18 protein-coding genes are annotated in these 22,954 nt (G+C 58.7%); 15 read left to right on the top strand and 3 right to left on the bottom strand.

What is annotated here, in order from left to right; genetic code table 11:
• The first annotated feature begins 376 nt into the window (after positions 1-376).
• The 3 genes from ATK06_RS03690 (at position 377) to ATK06_RS03680 (ending at position 4,276) form a co-directional block, all read left to right on the top strand.
• The gene (locus ATK06_RS03690; protein ID WP_048381857.1) at positions 377-1,660 is read left to right on the top strand and encodes an alpha-hydroxy acid oxidase; all 1,284 of its coding nucleotides are present in this window, start codon (positions 377-379) and stop codon (positions 1,658-1,660) included.
• Between the two features lie 109 nt (positions 1,661-1,769).
• A complete protein-coding gene (locus ATK06_RS03685) occupies positions 1,770-3,437 on the top strand; it encodes a hypothetical protein (protein WP_143341388.1) in 1,668 nt (555 codons plus the stop codon).
• Between the two features lie 17 nt (positions 3,438-3,454).
• On the top strand, positions 3,455-4,276 hold the full coding sequence (locus ATK06_RS03680; protein ID WP_143341387.1) for a hypothetical protein: 822 nt from the start codon (positions 3,455-3,457) through the stop codon (positions 4,274-4,276).
• A 36-nt stretch (positions 4,277-4,312) separates the two neighbouring features.
• Here the strand turns inward: ATK06_RS03680 and ATK06_RS03675 are convergent, their stop codons facing one another.
• From ATK06_RS03675 to ATK06_RS03670, 3 genes are all read right to left on the bottom strand, one after another.
• Positions 4,313-5,749 (bottom strand): dicarboxylate/amino acid:cation symporter, encoded by a 1,437-nt coding sequence (locus tag ATK06_RS03675; RefSeq protein WP_083986217.1) that lies wholly within the window; start codon positions 5,747-5,749, stop codon positions 4,313-4,315.
• A 392-nt stretch (positions 5,750-6,141) separates the two neighbouring features.
• Complete coding sequence (locus tag ATK06_RS11190) at positions 6,142-6,288, bottom strand: hypothetical protein (RefSeq protein ID WP_161796021.1); 147 nt, start codon at positions 6,286-6,288, stop codon at positions 6,142-6,144.
• 100 nt (positions 6,289-6,388) lie between these two features.
• Positions 6,389-12,016: a YPDG domain-containing protein gene (locus ATK06_RS03670; protein ID WP_098388859.1), complete on the bottom strand. Its 5,628-nt coding sequence runs from the start codon at positions 12,014-12,016 to the stop codon at positions 6,389-6,391.
• A gap of 414 nt (positions 12,017-12,430) precedes the next feature.
• Here ATK06_RS03670 and ATK06_RS03665 point away from each other — a divergent pair, with 414 nt between their 5' ends.
• The 12 genes from ATK06_RS03665 to ATK06_RS03610 all read left to right on the top strand — a co-directional run bounded on the left by ATK06_RS03665 (position 12,431) and on the right by ATK06_RS03610 (position 22,867).
• Positions 12,431-12,847: an SdpI family protein gene (locus ATK06_RS03665; protein ID WP_098388858.1), complete on the top strand. Its 417-nt coding sequence runs from the start codon at positions 12,431-12,433 to the stop codon at positions 12,845-12,847.
• 254 nt (positions 12,848-13,101) lie between these two features.
• On the top strand, positions 13,102-14,685 hold the full coding sequence (locus tag ATK06_RS03660) for an anthranilate synthase component 1 (RefSeq protein WP_098388857.1): 1,584 nt from the start codon (positions 13,102-13,104) through the stop codon (positions 14,683-14,685).
• A gap of 2 nt (positions 14,686-14,687) precedes the next feature.
• Complete coding sequence (locus ATK06_RS03655; protein ID WP_048381867.1) at positions 14,688-15,323, top strand: glutamine amidotransferase-related protein; 636 nt, start codon at positions 14,688-14,690, stop codon at positions 15,321-15,323.
• A gap of 44 nt (positions 15,324-15,367) precedes the next feature.
• On the top strand, positions 15,368-16,396 hold the full coding sequence (trpD, locus tag ATK06_RS03650) for an anthranilate phosphoribosyltransferase (protein WP_048381869.1): 1,029 nt from the start codon (positions 15,368-15,370) through the stop codon (positions 16,394-16,396).
• The gene (gene trpCF / locus ATK06_RS03645; protein ID WP_098388856.1) at positions 16,386-17,918 is read left to right on the top strand and encodes a bifunctional indole-3-glycerol-phosphate synthase TrpC/phosphoribosylanthranilate isomerase TrpF; all 1,533 of its coding nucleotides are present in this window, start codon (positions 16,386-16,388) and stop codon (positions 17,916-17,918) included. The genes trpD and trpCF overlap by 11 nt, the downstream gene beginning before the upstream one ends.
• A 12-nt stretch (positions 17,919-17,930) precedes the next feature.
• Complete coding sequence (trpB, locus tag ATK06_RS03640) at positions 17,931-19,220, top strand: tryptophan synthase subunit beta (RefSeq protein WP_098388855.1); 1,290 nt, start codon at positions 17,931-17,933, stop codon at positions 19,218-19,220.
• Positions 19,220-20,092 carry a tryptophan synthase subunit alpha gene (gene trpA, locus ATK06_RS03635; RefSeq protein ID WP_098388854.1) on the top strand — a complete coding sequence of 291 codons (873 nt, stop codon included), beginning with the start codon at positions 19,220-19,222 and terminating at the stop codon, positions 20,090-20,092. Before trpB ends, trpA begins: the two co-directional genes overlap by 1 nt.
• A 123-nt stretch (positions 20,093-20,215) precedes the next feature.
• Positions 20,216-20,602, top strand: coding sequence for a Rieske (2Fe-2S) protein (locus ATK06_RS03630; protein WP_048381874.1), 387 nt, complete (start codon positions 20,216-20,218; stop codon positions 20,600-20,602).
• A 50-nt stretch (positions 20,603-20,652) separates the two neighbouring features.
• On the top strand, positions 20,653-21,645 hold the full coding sequence (locus tag ATK06_RS03625; RefSeq protein WP_048381876.1) for a bile acid:sodium symporter family protein: 993 nt from the start codon (positions 20,653-20,655) through the stop codon (positions 21,643-21,645).
• A gap of 10 nt (positions 21,646-21,655) precedes the next feature.
• Positions 21,656-21,967: a hypothetical protein gene (locus ATK06_RS03620; RefSeq protein WP_048381878.1), complete on the top strand. Its 312-nt coding sequence runs from the start codon at positions 21,656-21,658 to the stop codon at positions 21,965-21,967.
• A gap of 36 nt (positions 21,968-22,003) precedes the next feature.
• Positions 22,004-22,195 (top strand): hypothetical protein, encoded by a 192-nt coding sequence (locus tag ATK06_RS03615; protein ID WP_048381880.1) that lies wholly within the window; start codon positions 22,004-22,006, stop codon positions 22,193-22,195.
• 186 nt (positions 22,196-22,381) lie between these two features.
• A complete protein-coding gene (locus tag ATK06_RS03610) occupies positions 22,382-22,867 on the top strand; it encodes a Panacea domain-containing protein (RefSeq protein WP_048381882.1) in 486 nt (161 codons plus the stop codon).
• The last annotated feature ends 87 nt before the right edge of the window (positions 22,868-22,954 follow it).

Here is a 22,954-nt window from a genome sequence, read left to right as displayed (position 1 = left end):
CGTCGGGCGCTTGCCAGGTGCTGTGTGCCGGGCGCCAAGCGCCGCTGTACCCGGCCGCGAAGCTGTCCTTACCAGCCAGACTTAATATCCCAGGTCACGCAATCTCCGCCACACACCACCGACCAGGCAAGTTAACCCCAGCCGATAATTATTCACCCCCTGCCCTCCGCCAGAAGCCCCCAAGCCGGGCGCCAAGCGCCGCTGTACCCGCCCGCGACGCTGTCCTTACCAGCCAGACTTAATATCCCAGGTCGCATCCCTTCCCCAGAGCACCCGCCACCAGGCAAGTTAATCCCAGCCGATAATTATTCACACCTTCCCCGCGCAAACGCGCACCCCCAACCCCACGCAACGCCCCCGGAGTACCGTAAACCCCATGAAAACGCCAAAGCTGAATCGCCTTGCCCCTGTGAAACGCCAGTTCCCTAACCCGAAGGTCTTGAAGGATTACCTGAAGCTTGATTTGCCAACCACGGATCGCCGCGCGAACCGCCTGAAGAAGGCCGCGGACGTGTGGGACGTCCGCGCAATCGCCAGAAAGCGTACGCCGAAGGGCCCGTTTGAGTACGTGGATGGCGCGGCGGAGCGTGAGCTATCGCTTGCGCGTTCTCGTGAAGCGTTCGATCAGCTGGCGTTCCGCCCGGGCGTCTTACGCAACGTGGCGGATATTAGCCTGGAGACTCGCGTCGGCAATACGGACATGAGTATGCCTCTGGCTATCGCACCCACGGGTTTTACCCGGATGATGCATGCGGAAGGGGAGATCGGTGGCGCCCGCGCAGCCGCGAAAGCGGGCATCCCGTTTACGCTGTCGACGATGGGCACCACCACGATCGAAGACCTCGCCGCAGCCACCAACGCCGCAGCCACCAACAACGCCAACAACAACGCCGCCAACTGGTTCCAGCTGTACCTGACGCAGGATGAGGGCCACGGCATGAGCGAAAACCTGATGCGTCGCGCCCACGAGGCCGGTATGGATACGCTGATGGTCACGGTCGACTGCCCGATTACGGGCGCCCGCCACCGCGATACGCGCAATGGCCTGACGTTCCCGCCGCAACTTACGTGGAAGACGTTCGCCGACGCCGCGATTCGCCCGGAGTGGTGGGTTAATTTCCTCACCACTGAGCCGTTGGGCTTCGCGAATCTGGGCCACGGGCTTTCCACATTTGACCAGATTGGAAAGCTTTTCGACGCCACCTTGAACTTCGATGACCTGAAGTGGCTGCGCCGCAATTGGCCGGGAACTTTGCTGGTGAAGGGTATTCAGACCGCCGATGATGCGGTGCGCTGCATGGAGCAGGGCGTGGATGGCGTGGTGCTCTCGAACCATGGTGGCCGCCAGTTGGACCGCGCGCCGGTCCCGTTGTACACGCTGCCGGAGACTCGTGAGCGTCTGGGGGAGGATGCGATCATCCTGCTGGATACGGGCATCATGAGTGGCGCGGACGTTCTCGCGGCGGTTGCTTTGGGTGCCGACGCCGTCCTCATCGGCCGCGCATACCTGTACGGCCTGATGGCTGCCGGCGCGGAGGGCGTGGAGCACGTGTTGGAGATTTTCCGCAATGAGATGCACCGGGCGCTCATGTTGATGGGGGTGTCGTCGATAAGCGATCTGACCCCGGAGCATGTTGATTTGGACTGGCACACTGTCTAGGCGCGTCTGTTAACAAAGTAAGGGCTCTTTACGATATTTTGAATTGTGTCCGATGGTTTTCACAGCAAACGCGTGTGAGCCCTCTCCCCGCTATCAGAAAGCGTTTTTCATGAAAGCTTCTCGCTTCCGTATTGCCCTGACGTCTTCTTTCGTGGCCGCGGCCGTCGCTGCGACCACCGTCTCTGTTCCGCAGGCGTCTGCTGAACCCCAGTTGGCTACGCAGGGTGCTGAAAATGTTAATCGTTGCACCTTCGAGTTCGCGCCTGAGGATAAGGCGGCGTTCCAGGAGATCGATAAGGCAATCGTGCAGGCGTACCTTGACGCCGTGAAGGAGATCCGCGCGAAGCACCCCGAGCTCGCCGACGCGTTTGCCAAGGCTGACGCTGATGTCCGCGCAAACAAGGCCAGCATCCGTGACCTCGATGGGATGAAGCGCAAGATCTCCAACTACAAGGATCTGGAGAATAAGCTCTGGAACAGCCCGCAGAAGTACCGTTACGGTTCCATCGAATTGATCGTCATGCTCCCTGAGCTTGCCGACGACCTGTCGGCCCTCAAGAGCGTCCTCTGGTTCCAGCCGACGAACATCACCTTCCCGACGAACAACATTAAGCCTGCAGATCTGGTTCCAGCGGCTAATCTTCGTAAGGCTGACGAAGGCCAGACCTACGATGTGGAGAAGCAGTACCGCCCAATCGAGCAGGCGAACAAGACGTTCTTCAACATTCGCGAAATCGCAATCTACAACGATTCCGCACGCATGCGCGGCTGGGCCCAGGACCATTGGGGTCCTGTCGTTACCGCTGTGGCGAACGCCCGCACCCACTACAACAACGAGGACCTGCGCCGCCTGGGCCAGGCGTGCGAGGCTCACCTGCAGAACGTCAAGGATGAGAACACGCCGCTGAAGCGTCTGGGCCTGGATAAGATCATCAGCGACGCGGTGGATAAGTTCATCGCGGGTGCGATCGGTGAGAATGACTTGAACGCGATCATCATGAATGCGTTGAAGGAGGCTCTGGGCGGCAAGACTGCTGATCAGGCGATTGCGGATACCGTCATCAAGTCGATGGGCGGCAAGACCCTGGACCAGGTGCTCAATGAGACCGTGGATCAGTTCCTGAAGGGCACGATGGGCGAGGATAAGCTCAAGGATGTTCTCGTGGGTGTCACGAAGGAGGCCCTGGGCAACCGGCCTCTCGACGAAGTCTTGGCGAACACGGTCGTGAAGTCCATGGGCGGCAAGACCCTGGACGTGGTTATCAACGAAACGATCGACCAGTTCATGAAGGGCCTGATCGGGGAGCAGAAGCTCAACGACATCATCCAGGGCGCCATCCGCGAGGCTCTGGGCGAGCAGGGTATCGACGACGCCATTTCCAACACCATCATCAAGTCCATGGGCGGCAAGACCCTGGATAAGGTGTTGGCGGAGACCGTCGACCAGTTCTTGGGCGACGACAAGCTCAACGACATCATTTTGAACATCATGCGCGAAGCCTTGGGCAACCGCCCGGTCGATGACGTGGTGGCCGGCATGATTTTGAAGTCCATGGGTGGCAACACGTTGGATAAGGTCGCGCAGGACATCATTGATAAGTCGCTGGACAAGCTGACCGGTGGCAAGACGTTGGGCAAGATTGGTGAGGACCTCATCGATTACACCTCCAGCAAGCCTTCTGTGCAGATGCTGAGTGTGTTCGCCGGCCTCTTCGGTGCCTTGGGCCTGATTGCCGCGATTTTGCACATGATTCCGCTGGCTAAGAATGCGATGTAAGTATGAATCGTGTTGCAGTGAGCCTCGTTACCGTAGCCGCGGTGACGTGTACGGTTGCCCAGCCCGCGCAGGCGCGCCCCTTGTCGAGTTTTGAGATTTGGCTGATCTCCACGCTGACGGGCCTGCCGGAGTTGAAGGAGATTCTGGAGCTTCAGAACGACCCCGACGTCCAGGCCCTTGGTGGCCTGCACCCGGAGTTGCAGGCGGCGTTGGACAAGCTTGGCGATAAGGTTGTGCAGAAGGTCAAGGATCGTCTGCGCACCGACAAGCTCCCCGAGCTGACCATCGATTCCGAGGCTGTGGCCAAGGAGATTGGTCTGAACAAGGTTTCCGGCGATGCTTTCTCGAAGCAGTTGCAGGACAAGCTGGGCACGGAAGGCCTGGGCCAGGCCTTGGGCAAGGAGTTCCAGATTGACCCGGACAAGATCTTGAAAGGTATTGGCGGGGAGAACTTGGGCGATAAGGCCAAGGACCGCATCAAGGACCATCTGCAGATCGGCCCCCTGGACGGCGTGAAGCCGGATGGGGACAAGATCAAGGAAAAGATTGGCGCCGATAAGGTCTCGGACACGCTCAAGGACAAGCTTGGCACGGACACACTTGGCGACGACATCAAGCGCGAATTCCCCTTCAATGAGGAGGAGTTCAAGAAGCGCACGGGCCTGGCCGCGTTGGAGAAGATGAGTTCGGATAAGAAGAACCAGGACGACGCCGACGCCGCCCGGCAAGAATTAACCACCCAGATCATTATCGGGGTGGTGGGTTCGATTGGTGTGCTGGCCATGTTGGCGCACATCATCACGATTACGCCGGAGATGATCCGGATAGCCCGGAGTTAAAAAAATTGTGCCACCCGCGCGGGTGGCACAATTTTTTTATCGTTCGCCTGCTTGGTCGCCGGCTTCTTCGATTAGCCGGCCGTTGGTCAACCGGTCGGGGGAGACGTCTTCGCCTACCCGGGTGGAGTCGGGGCCGCTTTCCGACTCGGCGAGCAAGAACCTATCGTCCGCTGCGGAACCCGCGGTGCGGCCGTATCCTACGGCTTCGGCGGCTGCGGAGTGCAGGGCACCCTTGGAGTGCTGGGAGGAGAACCCTGCAGAGGCCAGGGAGGCGTCATCCAAGTCCATTTCTTCGACTGGCTTGATCTTGCCACGAGCGAACTTGTCGATGATCAGTGCCAGCGCACCGTCACCGGTGACGTTCGCTGCGGTGCCGAAGGAGTCAACAGCAATGTACGCGGCGATCATGAGGGCGACCTGGTTTTCGTCGAAGCCCAGCATGGAGCCAAGCAGACCCACGGCCGCCATGATTGCGCCACCCGGTACGCCTGGTGCGGCGATCATGGTGATACCGAGCATGAGCAGGAAGCCGATGGCCAGACCCGGGGAGACGTCCATGCCTGCCATGTACACGATGGCGAATGCGTACAGCATGATCTTCATCATGGAGCCGGCGAGGTGGATCGTTGCGCACAGCGGCACAACGAAGCCGGCGACGTTGCGGTCCACGCCGTTCTTCAGTACGCCCGCGTAGGTGACAGGGATGGTTGCCGCGCTTGACGACGTTCCCAGTGCCGTCGCATACGCCGGCATCATGTTCCCCAGGGACTTGAATGGGTTCTTGCCGGCGATGGCTCCTGCGATGAGGTACTGGATGAGGAGGTACACCAGCGTGCCTGCGATCGAGAGCACGAGGACTTTACCGAAGACTACGAAGGTTTCGCGCAGGTTTCCGTTCATGCCCAGGGAGAGGAACATGCCGTAGATGAATACCGGCAGCAGTGGGATGACGAAGGCTGAGATGACCTTCATGACGACCTGCTCGAGTTCGCGGGACACCTTGTACATGGTTTCCGACTTCACCGTAGTCATCGCGATGCCAAGGCAGAAGGCCAGGAGGAGGGCCGTCATGACCTCAAATGGTGGGGTCATTTCGATGGAGAAGTATGGCTCGAGTTCGCCCTCTGAGATGTCTGCGACGGCGTTGACGTTGGTGTCGCCGAGGAGGGTGGGGTAGAGGCCTCGTGCGGTGACGTAGGCCAACAGGCCGGAGACGATGGTGAAGAGGTACGCAACACCTGCGGTCAGTCCGAGCCACTTACCTGCGCCGCGACCGAGGCCTGCAATGGCTGGCGTGATGAGCGCGAAGATGAGGATGGGGACGAAGAATCCGAGGAAGTTGGAGAAGAGGCTGTTGAAGGTGATGAAGATGCGTGCCAGCCATTCTGGGAAGAAGAAGCTGGATACGACGCCAAGTATGATGGCGACGATGATGCGGACGAGGAGGTTTCCGCTTAGTTTTTTGAGGTTCATCCGGCGTGTCTTTCTAGCAAATTTATAGCCGTTGGGCATTGATTTGTTTGCTAAAACAGTACACTACCGGCGTGTTTGCGCCTAACTTTTGGCTAAGAATTTATGGCCGTTATCCACATTTGGGGGTAGGGGGCTGCCGCCTAGCGGTAGTGGGGGTTGGTGGCTTGGTCAGCGAGGCGTTGTTGGAGTCCTGGGTTGGTTAGGAGGCATACTGCCGCGCCGATGTATCTAGCGGCTCCGGTGGGGTTTGAGGATGTGGCCGTGTTGGCACAGTGGGTGAGTTCGGCGATGGCACCCGTTTGTGGACCGATGGGTCCCATTGCGTACATGGATGCGACGCTTGCGACGAACGCGTTTGATTGGAGGATGTTTGCACCGGTTTTTATGATCCCCTAGACGAGTGCACCGAGCGGGTCGTGTTGCCATTGGTTGAGTTCGGTTTGTGAGGATCCGGGGTTGGGCGCTTCGTGTGCTGTGGCGGGGGTGAGTAGGTTTGCGGTGAGGAGGATGGTTGCTGCTGCGGTGGTGAGTTTCTTCATATGTTGACCGTAGCAGTTGGGGTTGCTTTTTAAATGGGGAGAACCCCAACTCCCGAGGGGAGTTGGGGTTCTGGGGGAGGTTTTGTTAGTGGTGTTCTAACTATGCCTCTTCGCCGGTTGCGTCTGCAGTGGTGTCAGTTGCGGATGCTTCTGGCTGTACTGCTTCGTCAGTTGGCTGCTCAGCGTTAGGGGTGTTCTCTTCGGCTGTTGGAGCGTCCGTTGCTGGTGCTTCGGTTGCTGGTGCTTCCTTGGAGGAACCGTTAGCGTTTGGCTGATCCTTCTTGGAAGACGCGTTGTCCTTTGGCTGATCCTTCTTGGAGGAGAGGGAGCCGAAGAGGTCGGTCTTCTGGGAGGACTGCTTTTCTGCTGGCATGCACTGGTCAGCGATGGTCAGACCAGCGACTAGGCCGTAGGCGAGCAGACCTGCGAGGCGCAGACCGCGCTGTACCTGTGGCGACTTCAGGGTGTTGTTCAGGTTATCGACCCACTGTGCCAGCTGTGGGTTGAAGATACCTGCACGCTGCTGGAGCGCGGTGTTTGCATCCTGAATCTGCTGGCTGATACGAGCGTTCATTTCCTTGGCGCCTGGGATGTTCAGCTCTTGGCCGAGGGCCAGAGGAACCAGTGCCAGGAATGGGATGCCCAGACCGAGGCCGGTAGCAACACACTTCTGAACGTCGATGCCTTCGGAGGAACCGGCAGGCTTCTTGTTGTCGTCGCGACCCTTTTCGTGGCCGTTGACAGGAACCTCGATCTCAACCTTGCCACCAGGCAGCTCAGGATCCTCAACGATGACGGTGATAGGACCATCAACGTCAGCACCTGGGGTTACCTCGATTTCACCGGTCTCAGGGTTGATGACTGCAGGAACAGTCTTGCCGTCTTCATCCTTAGCGGTGACCTTGGTGTCCTTGTCAGGGTTGTTGACGATAACGCCAGTGCCCTGCTTGTCGTCGGTTGGGTTAACCGGCTTGACGTTGCCCTGGTCGACAGAGGTCTTCCCCTTGTCGGAACCGTTGTCATCGCGGCCCTTTTCGTGGCCGTTGACAGGAACCTCGATCTCAACCTTGCCACCAGGCAGCTCAGGATCCTCAACGATGACGGTGATAGGACCATCGACGTCCTTACCTGGGGTTACTTCGATTTCACCGGTCTCAGGGTTGATGACTGCAGGAACAGTCTTGCCGTCTTCATCCTTAGCAGTGACCTTGGTGTCCTTGTCAGGGTTGTTGACGATAACGCCAGTGCCCTGCTTGTCGTCGGTTGGGTTAACCGGCTTGACATTGCCCTGGTCGACGGTGGTCGGAGCGCTAGGCTTGTCACCCTTGTCGAACGGATTGTTGCCGTTGTCGATTTCATCCTTGTTGGAGGTGCCATCGCCATCAGCGTCGCCGTTCGGGTCGAGGATGGACTTGCCATCCTTGCCCAGCAGATCCCACTTTGCGTTTGCAGAGTTAGTGGAGTCGTCTTCGAAGGTGAAGTCAACCTTGGTCTCTGGCTTAGCGATCGGGGTGAAGATCTCTACGAACTTGTCCCAAGACTTGCCAATCTTGTCAGCTTCGGTTGTGTACTCAGCCTTCAGGTTCTCAGCCGTTGGAGCCTGGCCGTTGATGATGCCGGACAGGTCAGCCTTCGGAGTGAAGGTCCAGTACTTAGCACCTGCTGGGGTGTCAACCTTTACGTCCTTGACCGGTGCTGGGGTAGCAAACGGGTTAGGAGTATCGGCGTTCTCGCCAACCTTGACGCCGGTACGGGTGTTTTCAGCGCCGTAGCTTGGCTTGTGAGTATCCGCGTCGGTTGCACCAACGATGCGCTCGGACTCGTTGCTGTTGCCATCCTTAGCCTTGACGGTGTCGCCATTGTTCAGCGGCTTGTCAGCTGGGACTGGGACCTCGAACTTGTTGTTGTCGTCGGTCTTGGTCTTTGCTTCGGTGCCATCTGGGAAGGTGACAGTGATGTCCTCGTTTGGACGATCGCCGGTGCCGGTGATCTTCTTGTCATCGGACTTCACGTTGTCGATGGAAGGAGCGGTGTTATCGGTGATCTTGATTTCAATATCACCGAGGTCCTTACCGTCCTTGTCCTTGATGGTGACCTTGCCGTCCTGAGGGTTGGTGCCCTTTGGAACGGTTACCTTGATCTCACCGTCAGGGGTGATCTCAACCTTGGCATCAGGGATAACCTTGCCGTCCTTGTCCTTGACCTCACCGGTCAGGCCGTCGGTTGGGCCGGAAATCTTGTCATCCAGGGTTTTCGGGTTACCGTCAGCTGGAACCTCATCAGTCTGGGTACCAGGGACGATCTTGGTTTCCGGAGCCTTATCGGTGATCTTGATGTCAATATCACCGAGGTCCTTACCATCCTTGTCCTTGATGGTGACCTTGCCATCCTGCGGGTCGGTGCCCTCAGGAACGGTTACCTTGATCTCACCGTCAGGGGTGATCTCAACCTTGGAACCAGGAATCGGGTTGCCGTCCTTGTCCTTGACCTCACCGGTCAGGCCGTCGGTCGGGCCGGAGATCTTGTCATCCAACTTCTTCGGGTTACCGTCAGCAGGAACCTCATCAGTCTGCTTGCCACCGACGATCTTCGGACCATCGACTGGCTTGTCAGCAACGGTGAAGGTGAAGGTCTTTTCGACAGGCTTGCCATCAGCACCGATAACAGGCTTGCCATCCTTGTCCTTGACAACAACCTTGACCTCAGAGGTACCAGGCTTGGTTGGAGTACCAGTGATTTCACCAGTCTCAGGATTGTACGTCACACCCTCTGGAAGACCAGTGACCTCAACGGTGCTGCCGGTCGGAGCATCAGTGACTACAACCTTGACAGGGTCAATTGCCTTATCAACGGTGACATTCTGGTTAGGAATGTCACCAATGGTGGTCGGAGCGGAGTTACCGTCCTTCGGGTTGGAACCCTTCTCCTTTTCATCCTTGTCCTCGATGCCATCACCATCGTCATCCTTATCGGTGACGTCAGGGGTTCCATCACCATCAGTATCCAACTGGAATGGTGCGGTCACATCATCGGTGGAGCCATCGGTGTAGGTGACCTTGACAGGAACCTTCAGCTCCTCAGCGGTCTCACCATTTGGCTTTGCAGGAGCTTCAACGGTGACAACGCCGGTCTCAGGATCAACGGTTACCTTGTAGCCCTCAGGTGCGACGTAGTCGGAGCCATCTGGGTTCTTCAGTTCGAACTTAGCGCCCTCAGGCTTAGCAACGTCCTTGCCATCCTTGTCTTTGAACGTAGGAGTTGCGGTTGCTGGGGTACCAGGAACGACTAGCGTGTTGCCGTACTCAGGCTGGACAGTGTCTGCAGTAGGAACTGCATCAACGACCTTGAGAGGTACTTCGTCAGTTACCTGGGTTTCGTTGCCCTTCTTGTCAACGAGCGTGTAAGTAACCTTGACGTTCGGATTCTTCTCAGAAGGAGCGTTCTCGCCCTCTGGAGTCTTAGCAGTTGGGGTACCGGTGATCTTGCCGGTAGCAGGATCGAAAGTCAGTCCCTCGGGTAGCCCCTCAACGTTGAGAGAGCCGTCCTTGATGGTGTAGCCGTTCGGGTTCTCCTCAGACTTCACAGGGAAGCCTTCAGGCTTCACTTCCTGCTCGTAAGGCTGTCCAACAGTACCGTCCGCCAAAGGAGTGTCGGTAACTACGAGCTGCGTTACGACCTGCTCCTTTTGCGTTACCGTTGTCTCTTCTTTTTGACCCTGATCATTAGTCTTGGAAACCTTTACCTCGACTTCACGGGTAACAATAACTTCGGAAGTACCTGGCTTCGTTGGGGTTCCAGAAATCTTGCCAGTAGCAGGATCAATCGACAGACCTTCAGGAAGACCCTCTGCGCGGTAGACAGGCTCAGTGCCTTCAACCTTGTTGTCTGGGAGTTTCTCAAAGTGCTGTGCTGGGTTGTTCTCGCCGTAAGCTGTTCCGACCGAGCCAAGAGGCAGCTTCTCAGGAACAACAGCAGTAAACGAGTCTGCCATCATCCAGGTGTTATCAACCTCACCGGAAACTGGATCAACGGCAACAAATGCAGCGGTGTACACCGTGGTCTCGTCGAGGTCCTTAGGTGCCTCGAAGTCACAGGAAGGCAGAGCGCCAGTGTTGTCGGACTTGACCTTGCAGATCTTATCCTCAAGTTCAACTTGCTTGCCCGAAGGATCAGTTGCATACCAGCGGATTGCGTAGTCAGCATTCGGAATCAGACCAGCAGTCTTCGTGGTGACCTTCGAACCAGCGCGACCCTTGTTGTCGTACGAGTTGTACTCAGGGATGTCAAAAATCGGCTCCGCGGTAATGATTGGGAAATCAACACCGTTAATGGTGACGCCAGGATCAACCTTAGGGCCACCGGTGGAACGAACATCCTGGAACATGTTTACCGGGAACGACGACATACGTACGCCGTAGCCCTCAACCAACGGGTAGACATACATGTAGTCCGTGTTGACGTGGCGTTTCTTCGACTGGTTAATCGCCAAGCTACTAAATGCCGCGTAGCGCGATCCGCCTTCTTCAGGCACGTAAGTCGGCGCGAGAGTACCAAATTCACCCGGCGCTAGCTTGTTAGACACCTGCGCCGTCTGGTTTTCCTTATACCGTGTATCGCCATAGAGACCCTTAAACGGAATGTAGAACTGGCCGTCTGCCTTCGCAGGTGCGACAACCGTCTCAGCGATGTGTGAGCCCTCGCCGTGTTCGGCGACGTATTCCTTGATGATTCGTTCCTGAGCAGCACGCTCCTGCTCAACGGTGAACCCTTTATTAGCGTCCTTCCAAGCGTCAATCTGGCGTGCAACCTCATCATTGAGGTAGGAAGCGACAACCTTCATGCCATTGGCGCCACGGTCACCCTTGTTGGTGTTATAGCCATAGTAGTCAGGCAGTCCACCGGCATTCTCATTGTTTTCCCACCACACGCGCGAAGCGCTTACAACGCTGCCGATAGCACCGTACTGGCCGTAATCATTGAATAATCCGTCAACTGTTGGCTCACCAGTCTGGCCGTCAGTGGCAACCGTCCACTGATCCTGCGGTTTTGCCAGCCAACCCACCAAGTTTGGTTTTTCTTCCAGCACGAACCTTCCGTTGCTGACACGGGAGCCCGCAGGACCGGCAGTGAAGTTCCAGGATTCTTGAACACGATCCAAGCGGGTTGAGTATTTACCCGACCTCATGTCACCAGACATGACTACGGAGTACTTCGACTCATCTGGGTTTTCACCCCATACGCGAACGCGGACGTTACTATCTGTCAAGTCAAATTCAGGTGCACCCGCCGGCCCCGTTATCGACTGAGACAGATCGAATGAGAAACGTCCTTCAGAGTCGGTCAAGGTGTAGAAGGTCGGGGACACGACGCCTTTACCCGTGACGTACTGCAGATAAATGACGTTACCCACGAGAGGCTCATTGGAGTCCTCAATATCATTCGGGTTGTCATTCTTGTTGATGTAGGCGTATCCATGGTAGCCGTAGAAATCGCGCCAGCCCGCCTTAGTGTAGATGGCATCAGGAACCATCTTATTCTTCCCCGGCTGGTTTGCCGCAGCCTCCTGCGCGTACGCGACTGCGCCGTTACCGGAAACTGCCGGAACAACGACGGTACCCGTTGCGGTGATTGCAACTGCAGCACCCGCAGCAATCAGGGTGCGCATACGATCCTTAAGGACCAAGCCACTCAGGGCGAGACCTGAGGCGCTCTTAGTATTTTTAGTCATGTGAGTCCTTCACTCCTCAAACGCACCACCCGTGAGCAGTGCATTGACGAAAATAGTTTCCCGGTTGGCCTCCAGATGTGCATGACTCAACACCTGAAGACACCTAACCTGTGAAGTATCTTATCATCTCTTGGAATTCAATGAGAATTGTCTACACGCTTCGCTAGGATTTTGAATTTATTTAACGGATTAGATTCAGTCGCGGCATCCATCTTGTAAATAGAACGTTGTTTTTGCTTGTCTTTTACGCTCAATCGGCACACGTAAATAAGTGTTTACCTATCTTTAATTAATCGCAGGTCACATATTCTTTAAGTATGCAATTAATTACATCAGCGTGTCATCATATGTCAGATCGGGAGTCTCGCAAGGCTTTGTGGGCTGCATGCACATGCCGGCAGTACACTCTCCCATGTGATCCTTGGAATAATTCTGCTCGTCATCGCCGTACTGCTCGCCATCGTTGGCGCACTGGGGTGGACCGGAAAACTCCCCGGCAACTCCTTTATCGGCCTGAAAGTCCCGGAAGTGCGCAAGTCGGAAGACTTGTGGGAATTGGCCCACAAAATTGCCGGCCCTTTCTGGGTGCTCGGTGCGGTCGCCCTCGCGTTTGGTGGCGCCTTTAGCTTTGTGGCTACCGGATGGTGGTGGACCCTCCCGGCACTCACCATCGTGATTGCTTTAGGTTCCGTGGGCACCGGGGCTGCAAAGGCTGCACACACTGTTGCCGCAGTGGATGCACGTGCCATCGCAGAGGAACAGCGGGGCGGCGCGAAGCCCGCCGTAAACCTCGAAGCCTTACGGAATACTGCCAAAAACCTGGATATGTAGCGGTTGAATATTAATATTGCACGGCCACCAGAACAGGGCTATAGTTTTCCCCATGCATACAACTACCGCTCAGGCATCACTGAACAGTCAGTGGTGGTGGCGCGCCAGCTGGCGGGCCACTCGTTAAAGTGCACCCCTAAAACTTAGAAACACTAAGGCTCGCCAACTTCACGTGAAGCGGCGGGCCTTTCCCATACCCGCACCGGTTCACAAGAATAAACGACACAGTGACGAAATGAATCGAAGGGTAATGAATGGTCGACAGACTTAAAGGGATCCGAATCCTCCGGGAAAACATCCCCTACACGGAGGATGCGTCCGCACTATTCGCCGAACTCGGCGGAACCGCGCACGATCACACTGCGCTCCTCGAGAGTGCGGATGTTTCCACGAAATCAGGGTTGCACTCCATCGCGATCCTTGGCGCGGCTCTCCGAATCCAGTGCGATGGCACCAAAGTAACCGCGGAAGCGTACACCCCCTACGGCGAAGCGCTGGTGGGGCATCTGGCGAATGAGACACAGGCGAAGATTGTTTCACGTGAAACATCGCGCCTCGTGCTGGATTACCCCCAAGGATTTGCTACCACTGAGGCGGAACGGCTGACGGCACTCTCCTCGATGGAGGCGCTGCGCATCCTCAGCAGCCCCGCAACCGTGCCGGGGGAGGAGAACCTGCCGCTCCTACTCGGCGGATGGGCATTCGACTATCTGGCCTCCTTCGAAACGCTCCCCGAGGTACCCGAGGGGCCGAACACGTTCCCGGACTATCACTTCGTTGTCGGACAGATTATCCTCACCATCGACCACCAGGAACGCACGGCCGAACTCATCGGGATTGCAACCGAGGAAGAGGCCGAAAGCCTAGCCGGAGAACTGCGGCAGATTGCGGGCCGGATTGGGGGACAGGTGGGCGTCGATAAGCAAGAAGGGCACGGGCCGTTTACTGTCACCGCGTCGGTGAGCGACGCGGACTTCCGTGCCGACGTCCAGGCGCTACAAAACAATATCTACCAGGGGGACATCTACCAGGTCGTGCCAGCGCGCTCCTTTACCGCCGAATGCAAGGACGCGTTTGCCGCATACCAACAACTACGCGCCACGAACCCCAGCCCATACATGTTCTACGTGCGCGACACCGTCGGCGATAACCCAGAAGTATTTGAACTGTTCGGGGCATCGCCGGAATCGAACCTAAAATTCACGCCGGGGGACAGGAAAGTGGAACTGTACCCAATTGCCGGTACGCGGCCGCGGGGATTGAACGCGGATGGTTCGATTAATGCAGAACTGGACATCCGCAATGAGCTGGACATGCGGACTGACCCGAAGGAGCTCGCGGAGCACACCATGCTCGTGGACTTGGCGCGCAACGATTTGGCTCGCGTAGGTGTACCCGGAACGCGGCGCGTGGCAGACCTGCTACAGGTAGATAGGTACTCGCGAGTCATGCACCTAGTATCGCGGGTTACTGCTGAGTTGAAGCCCGAATTGGATGCCCTGGACGCATACCGGGCATGCATGAACATGGGCACGCTCACCGGCGCGCCCAAGATCCGCGCCACCGAACTGCTGCGCGGCGTCGAAGGACAGCGGCGCGGATCCTACGGCGGGGCAGTCGGATACATCCGCGGCGACGGGTCGATGGATACGTGCATCGTTATCCGGTCCGCCTACGTACAGGGCGGGGTAGCGGTCGTACAAGCAGGCGCGGGCGTGGTACGCGACTCCAACCCGCAATCCGAAGCAGACGAAACCGTCCACAAAGCATTCGCCGTACTGAAAGCCCTGGCGCTGGCCGCCGGACACAACGGCAACGACGTAGAAGTGGAGCGCTAACAGTGAAGATCACGCTGATCGATAACCAAGACTCGTTCGTGTACAACCTCGTCGACGCGCTCGCACAGACCGGACACGACTGCACCGTCTACCGCAACACGGTTGATGTATCCGTGGCTTTGGGCGGTTCTCCGGACGTAGTGGTGCTTTCACCGGGGCCTGGGCACCCGACTGAGGCCGGCAACCTCATGGACGTTGTGCGGGAGAGTTTGGAGCGGGGGATTCCCGTGCTGGGAATCTGCCTGGGATTCCAGGCGCTGCTCGACCACTTCGGCGGGACCGTCGAACCATGCGGACCTGTGCACGGGACTAAAGGGGAGATGTCGCTGACTGTGGCAGGGCAATCGTGCGGGATCTTCGAGGGGTTGACCGTGGACCGCGACCCAGCACACCCAGGCGTACCGGGGACGCGGGTTCCGATCGCCCGATACCACTCGTTGGGATGCACAGAGCCACCCACGGAATTTGAGGTGCTCGCGTGGTCAAACTCGAAGATCGGGGACGTGGTACAAGCAGCTGCGATTCCCGGTTCGGGCGGGTATGCGGCGCTGGGGCTGCAGTTCCACCCGGAGTCGGTACTCAGCCCGACCGGCCCCATTATTTTGGAGCGGTGCCTTGAGGCGCTGAATCGTCGATAAGCAAACTAAAGATGTTTCACGTGAAACATGAAAGGATAGGAATTATGACTTCACAGAACACACTGGACAACCTGATTAAGTTCCTGGATAACCCGAACCCGACCGTCGAGGAGGCCAAGGAGGTCTTCACGCCACTGACCGTCGGCGACTACGACGACATCCACATCGCGGCGCTGCTCGCGACCATTAGGACCCGCGGCGAAACCTACGCCGACCTCCTAGGCGCTGCGCAAGCATTCATCGCAGCCGGCCGACCCTTCGCCATCACCGGCGAAGGAATCCTAGACACCGCAGGCACCGGCGGCGACGGCAAAAACACCATCAACATCACCACCGGCGCATCCCTCGTCGCCGCAGCCGGGGGAGTCAAGATGGTGAAATCCGGCAACCGCTCCGTCTCCTCCAAATCCGGCTCCGCGGACGTCCTCGAAGCCATGAACATCCCACTCGACCTCGACCCAGAACGCGCCGTACGCCAATTCGAAGCCTCCAACTTCACCTTCCTCTTCGCACCCGCATACAACCCAGCCGTCTCCCACGTACAACCCGTACGCCGCGCGCTCAAGGTCCCCACACTGTTCAACACGTTAGGCCCAGTCCTCTCACCAGGACGCCCCGAATACCAAATCATGGGCGTAGCCAACCCCGAAGTCGGCCACATGATCGCCGAAGTATTCCGCGACCTCGGACGCGGCCGCGCCATGGTCGTCCACGGCGCAGGAACCGACGAAATCGCCGTCTGGGGGCCAACCCAGGTCTGGGAACTCGGCCGCGATGGCGAGATTAACGAATACACCATCACGCCCTCCGATCTCGGCCTGGAGACGTACTCGCTGGACGAGCTCGTCGGCGGAGACGGCGAAGAAAACGCGCAGCACCTGTACAACGTGTTCGCCGGCAAGGGCAAGCCAGCACACCGCGCAGCCATCGCCGCCTCCGCCGGCGCAATGTTCTACATCACCGGCGCCGCCGATTCCTTGCGTGCCGGCGTAGACCGCGCACTCGAACTCATCGACAACGGCACAGTCAACGACTGGTTGCGCAAGCACGAGGAGGCCAACTATGCCGGATAAACTCCCCACAGTCCTCGAAAACATCACCGCGGGACGCAGAGCACACCTCCCTGAGATTCAAGCGCAGGTGGCTGATGTGGACGTTGACGCGCTGCCGCGGTCTACGCGGTCGTTGTACGACGTGCTCCGGGGTACGGAAGAGTTCCGCACCGTGTCGGGGAACGCGGGCCGCGGGCGCGCAGGTAGGGAAGGGCGCCACTTTATCATGGAATGCAAGTCCGCCTCACCCTCCTTGGGCATGATCCGCCCCTCCTACGACCCGTCCGCCATTGCGCGCATCTACTCGCGCTACGCGGTAGGCATCTCCGTGCTCTGCGAACCCGATTACTTCGGCGGCTCCTACGCACACCTCGCAGCCGTACGCGCAAACACGCACCTGCCAGTCCTGTGCAAAGACTTCATCGTCGACCGCGCACAAGTCATCGCCGCGCGATACTACGGGGCCGACGCCATCTTGCTCATGCTCTCCATCGTCACCGACGAGGAATACACTGAGCTCTCCGAACTGGCATCATCGCTGGGGCTGGACGTGATTACGGAAGTCATTACCGAAGAAGAGGTCGCCCGGGCCACACGCCTCGGTGCCAAAATATTCGGCATCAACCACCGCAACCTCCACGACCTCTCCATCGACCTGAGCCGCTCCGCGCGCTTAGAAGCACTGATCCCTTCCGATGCAGTGGTCATCTCCGAATCCGGCGTACGCAACCACGCCACCGTGCGTGAACTCTCTGGCCACTCCGACGGATTCCTCGTGGGCTCCCAACTGACCAGCCAACCGGACGTCGATGTTGCAGCGCGCGAACTCGTGTACGGACCCAACAAGGTGTGCGGATTGCGCACCATCACCGAGGCGCAGCTCGCTCGAGCAGCCGGTGCGGTCTACGGCGGGCTGATCTTCGAAGAGGCCTCGCCACGCAATGTTTCACGTGAAACGGCCACCGAGATTATTCAGGAAACGCCGCACCTCCGGTTCGTCGCGGTCTCACGCCGCACGAGCGGGTGGGAAGAACTCGCCGCATTGGGCGTCCATGCGGTGCAGATCCACGCTCCCTATCAAGGCTCCGTGGACGCAGAACTGGCGCTCGTAGAGAGCGTACGGGCATCCGTTCCCGAGGGCACGGAAGTATGGCGCGCAGTCTCGATGACCAACGTGGACGGCCCAGCTGTCGCGGAAGCGCTGGCGGGGCAGGGGATCGTCGATAAGCTCATCCTCGACTCCGGCGACGGCGGAACCGGCCAGACCTTCGACTGGGACGCCATCCCCGACAGCGTCAAGCAGATCTCACTGCTCGCCGGAGGAATCAACGCTGCCACCGTCCGCGCAGCCAAAGACACCGGAGTCCTCGGCGTCGACCTCAACTCCGGACTCGAATACGGCGCCTGGGACATCGACGCCCCACAACCAGGCCCAGGCGGGCAGCGCACCTCCACCAAAGAACACCCCGGCGCCACCAACTGGTCCGGCTACAAAGACCCCGGCCAAGTAGTACGCGCACTCGAAGAAGCACGCCTCGCATAAAGAAAGACCACCATGACCAACCCATTCAACGGCGACACCGACGCCGCAGCCGGCGGAAAAACCATACTCCCCGCATACTACGGTGACTTCGGCGGACAATACGTCGCAGAATCACTCATCCCCGCACTCGACCAACTCGAAGCAGCCTTCGTCGAAGCGTGGAACGACCCCGAATTCATGGCCGAATACCGACGCCTCCTCCGCGACTACCTCGGCCGGCCAACACCCATCACGGAATGTTCGAATCTGCCGTTGCCGGCAGATTCGAGTGGGGCTAAGTCGAATAAGGCCGGGAACGTGCGGATCTTCCTCAAACGCGAAGACCTCGTCCACGGCGGCGCCCACAAAACCAACCAGGTAATCGGCCAAATCCTCCTGGCCAAAAAGATGGGCAAAAAACGCATCATCGCCGAAACCGGCGCCGGACAACACGGCACCGCCACCGCACTCGCATGCGCCCTCCTCGACATGGAATGCGTCATCTACATGGGCGCAAAAGACGTCGAAAGGCAACAACCCAACGTCTACCGCATGCGCCTCCACGGAGCCACCGTAGTCCCCGTCGACTCCGGCTCCGGCACCCTCAAAGACGCCGTCAACGAAGCACTACGCGACTGGACCGCAACCTTCCACACCTCCCACTACCTCCTGGGAACCGCGGCAGGACCACACCCATTCCCGCGCATCGTCAAAGACTTCCACCGCGTCATCTCCGAAGAAGCAAAAGCCCAGATGCTCGAACGCACCGGACGCCTTCCCGACGTTGTGACCGCATGCGTGGGCGGCGGCTCCAACGCCATCGGTATGTTCGCCGACTTCATCGACGAAGACGGCGTAGAACTTGTCGGCGCAGAACCCGGCGGCCTCGGCCTCGACTCCGGCAAGCACGGCGCAACCATCAACAACGGACAAATCGGCATCCTCCACGGCGCCAAGTCCTACCTCATGCGCAACTCCGACGGCCAAATCACCGAGTCCTACTCCATCTCCGCAGGCCTCGACTACCCAGGCGTCGGCCCAGAACACGCATACCTGCACGACTCCGGCCGCGCCACCTACGTGGGGATCACCGACGCCGAAGCACTGCAAGCATTCCAGATGCTCGCCCGCTACGAAGGCATCATCCCAGCGCTGGAATCCTCACACGCCTTCGCCTACGCCCTCAAACGCGCCAAAACCGCGCAAGAAGAAGGCAAAGACCTCAACATCCTGGTCTGCCTCTCCGGGCGCGGCGACAAAGACGTCGACCACGTCCGCCGCACCCTCGACCAGAACCCCGAGCTCAAGTTGGAGAAGAACTAATGTCGCGCTACGAAAACATGTTCCGCGCACTGAGCGCGGCCGAAAAACCATCCGGAGCATTCGTCCCCTTCCTCATGCTCAATGACCCATCGCCGGAAGAATCGATGGAGATCATCCGCACCGTCATCGCCGCCGGAGCAGACGCCCTCGAACTAGGCGTCCCGTTCTCCGACCCAGTCGCTGACGGCCCAACCATCCAAAAAGCTCACATCCGAGCACTGGCCGGCGGGGCGACCGTCGATAAGTGTCTTGCCCAAATCCGCCAAATCCGTTCAGAGTTCCCCGACATCCCGATTGGCATGCTCATCTACGGCAACGTGCCATTCACCAGGGGAGTGGACAAGTTCTACACCGAATTCCACGAAGCCGGCGCCGATTCCGTCCTCCTGCCAGACATCCCCGTGCGCGAAGGCGTCCCCTTCGCCTCAGCCGCGGTAGAGGCCGGGGTCGACCCCATCTTCATCGCCCCAGCGCAAGCATCCGAAGAAGTCCTACGCGGCGTGGCCGCACACTCGAAGGGCTACATCTACGCCATCTCCCGCGACGGCGTCACCGGCGCCGAAAAGGAATCCTCGACCACCGGGTTGGCGGACGTAGTCACGAACGCCTCCAAGTTCGGCGGCGCGCCAGTGCTGCTAGGCTTCGGCATCTCCACGCCCCAACACGTAGCCGACGCAATCGCCGCCGGGGCAGCGGGAGCGATCACCGGATCGGCAATCTCCAAGATCATCGAACGCTACCTTGTCGACGCGCCGGAACGGGAATCGTTCTCCGAACACGACCTGCCCGCGCAAAAGGTTTCGGACATGGAAGGGCTGAAAAAGGAACTTTCAGAGTATGTTTCAGCCATGAAGGCGGCAACCTCTAAGTAGTCCCCGTTTAGTCACGGTGACCAAACTATCTGATAGCCACGGCTCCGAATAAGGGCTGTGGCTATCACTTATATCAGCCCATTGGCCGACGCTACGGGCGGACCCGTGGGCTACCCTAGAAGCATGTCTGACACTCACACCGCCCCCGCCTGCTCCCGCCGCCTCTTCCTCGTCGGCAGCGCAACCACCTTCGCCGGAATCCTCGCCGCCGCATGCGGCAGCACCTCCACCGAAGAAGTCGCCGCCACCGACGTACCCGTCGGCTCCGCCATCATCGTCGGCGACTTCATCATCGCCCAACCCACCGCAGGGGAGTACCGCGCCTACTCCGTCATCTGCCCGCACCAAAACTCACGCATCACCGAAGTCGAAGGCTCCACCGTCCGGTGCACCAACCACAACTCCATCTTCGACATCGCCACCGGCAAAGTCCTCGAAGGCCCCGCCCGCGACGGCCTCACCCCCGCACAGACCGACGCATCCGGCGGCACGGTCACCGTCACCGGATAAGTTTCCGCAAACCGGCGGGGAAGTGACGCGCCCCCGCTAGGATAAACACCATGCGTTTTCGACGACCAAAGATCGACCCACTCATCGTCCTCATCATCCTGGCGGTGATCCTGGCCATCTTCCTGCCCGCCCGCGGAACATTCGCGGCGGGCTTCGACATTGCCGTCAAAATCGCCATCGCGCTCCTCTTCTTCCTCTACGGCGCCCGCCTCTCCACGCGGGAAGCACTCAGCGGCCTGAAAAACTGGAAGCTGCATAGCTTGATCCTCGCGTTCACGTTCGTGCTCTTCCCACTCATCGGCCTGGCTTTGAGCCCGCTGCAGCACTGGCTGGGCGCCGACATGTACGCGGGCATCCTCTTCCTCACCCTCGTGCCCTCGACGGTGCAATCGTCAGTCGCATTCACGTCCATTGCGAAAGGCAACGTTGCGGGGGCGATCGTGGCGGCATCGTTAAGCAATGTGGTGGGCGTCGTGGCAACCCCTCTGCTCGTGCTGCTGCTCATGACTACCGACGGCAGCCTGCACATCGATACCTCAGTCTTCATAGACATTTCGCTGCAACTGCTCGCGCCGTTCATAGTGGGGCAGCTGACCCAAAAATGGACGCGGAAACTTGCGGCCAGCCCGGCGACGAAGATCGTGGACCGCGGGTCGATCGCGATGGTCGTGTACTCGGCGTTCTCCGCGGGCATGGTGGCGGGCGTATGGTCCTCGACCGGCGTGTGGGAGATCGTGTTCCTGTGCGTCCTGTCCGTGGTGCTTGTCGGATTCATGCTGTGGTTCACCCGCTTCGTCGCGGAGAAACTCGGCATGAACCGCTGGGACGTCATCGCCGCCGAATTCTGCGGCACCAAAAAATCCCTCGCCTCTGGACTACCGATGGCATCCGTCATGTTCAGCGGCGGCGCCCTGGGCCTGATGATCCTGCCACTCATGCTCTTCCACCAAATCCAGCTCATGATGTGCTCCTGGCTGGCCAGCAGGTACGCGGGCGAGGTAGCGGGCGCGGGCGGTCGGGGAGCGGCTGGCGAGGGCGCCTAGACTAGTGCCCATGACTGATATGTACGTGCGCATGTCCATGACCGTCCCCGAAGCAGGCACCGTCACCCACGTCGCCGAAATCCGCGAAATCGACCACACGAAAGCAGAAATGCTCCGGATCGTCGAGCTTGACGACGCCGACGTGGTCCGCGGAGCCGGCACCCCCGACGGAATGCACGGCACCCCAAACGTGCCCCAACGGTACGTCCCACACCCAGACTCCTACGACACCTTCCCCGATATCATGGCCCGCCGCATCGACGCCTCCGAATTCGAAGCGTTGTGGGCGGAGGCCGTGGCCAAGTTCCCGGAACTGGGGTAGTGTTACAGACCATTAGTTAAAGAGAGGGGTGCGTTGATGAACGCAGAAGAGTATGAATACCGCACGGAATGGTCCGAAGAAGACCAAGAATATGTAGCCACCGTGCCGGAGTTTCCTTCACTATCCTGGCTTGCGCCGACAGAGCAGGCGGCCCGCGCTGGAGCGGTTGCTCTCGTTGCGGAGGTAATCGCAGATATGGACAAGGCTGGAGAACTAATCCCTCGGTAGTTAAGACATGCAGAGGCCCGGGCGTAAGCTCGGGCTTTTTCTTTATTTGCTTCAGCTGAGCGATCCGACGTTACGCAGCTAGCATCGCGCAACAATCACTTGTATTCCAAGCTTCCGATGCATATTGCAAGCAATTCGACCATACCCGCTGGATTGCTATAGTCCTAGTCAAAGGAGGTGAACACCATGACGTATAGCCCCATCATGATTGCCAACAACATCCTCAGCCGCGCATTCGCTGAAAAGGCCTACATGAGCCCAATGAAACTGCAGAAAATACTCTATTTCGTCGCAGCCGAATACCAGAAAGAAACCCAGCGCCCGCTCCTCGCAGAACCATTTTCCACGTGGGCGTACGGGCCCGTCGTCCGCTCCGTCTACGATGAATTCCGCACGTTCAGCAAAAACGATATTGACTGTTACGGCCGGGACGCCCGCGGCAACGTATTCATTATCAACGAAGCCGAGGATCCCCACCTCAAACGAGCGCTCGATCGAGTATGGGACAAAGCCAAGCGCTATGGAGCGGTAACTCTATCGGAAATCACACATCTTCAAGATTCAGCATGGTACAAGGCGTACCAAAATAACCAAGCTTTCCTCGATCCTGACGACATTACCGCCGACACTACCTACTACGAATCACTTGACCTCGAGGGAGTGCGCGCATGAACAAGCCAACTCCACGCAAACCACTCCCAGAAGTAGGGGAGGAAGTCGACCGCACCCTCCACAGTTTTAATGAAGGTAGCAAGCCGG

The sequence above is a fragment of the Corynebacterium renale genome, from assembly GCF_002563965.1.
Taxonomy (GTDB): Bacteria; Actinomycetota; Actinomycetes; order Mycobacteriales; family Mycobacteriaceae; genus Corynebacterium; species Corynebacterium renale.
This window is presented reverse-complemented; position numbering and strand designations above follow the sequence as displayed.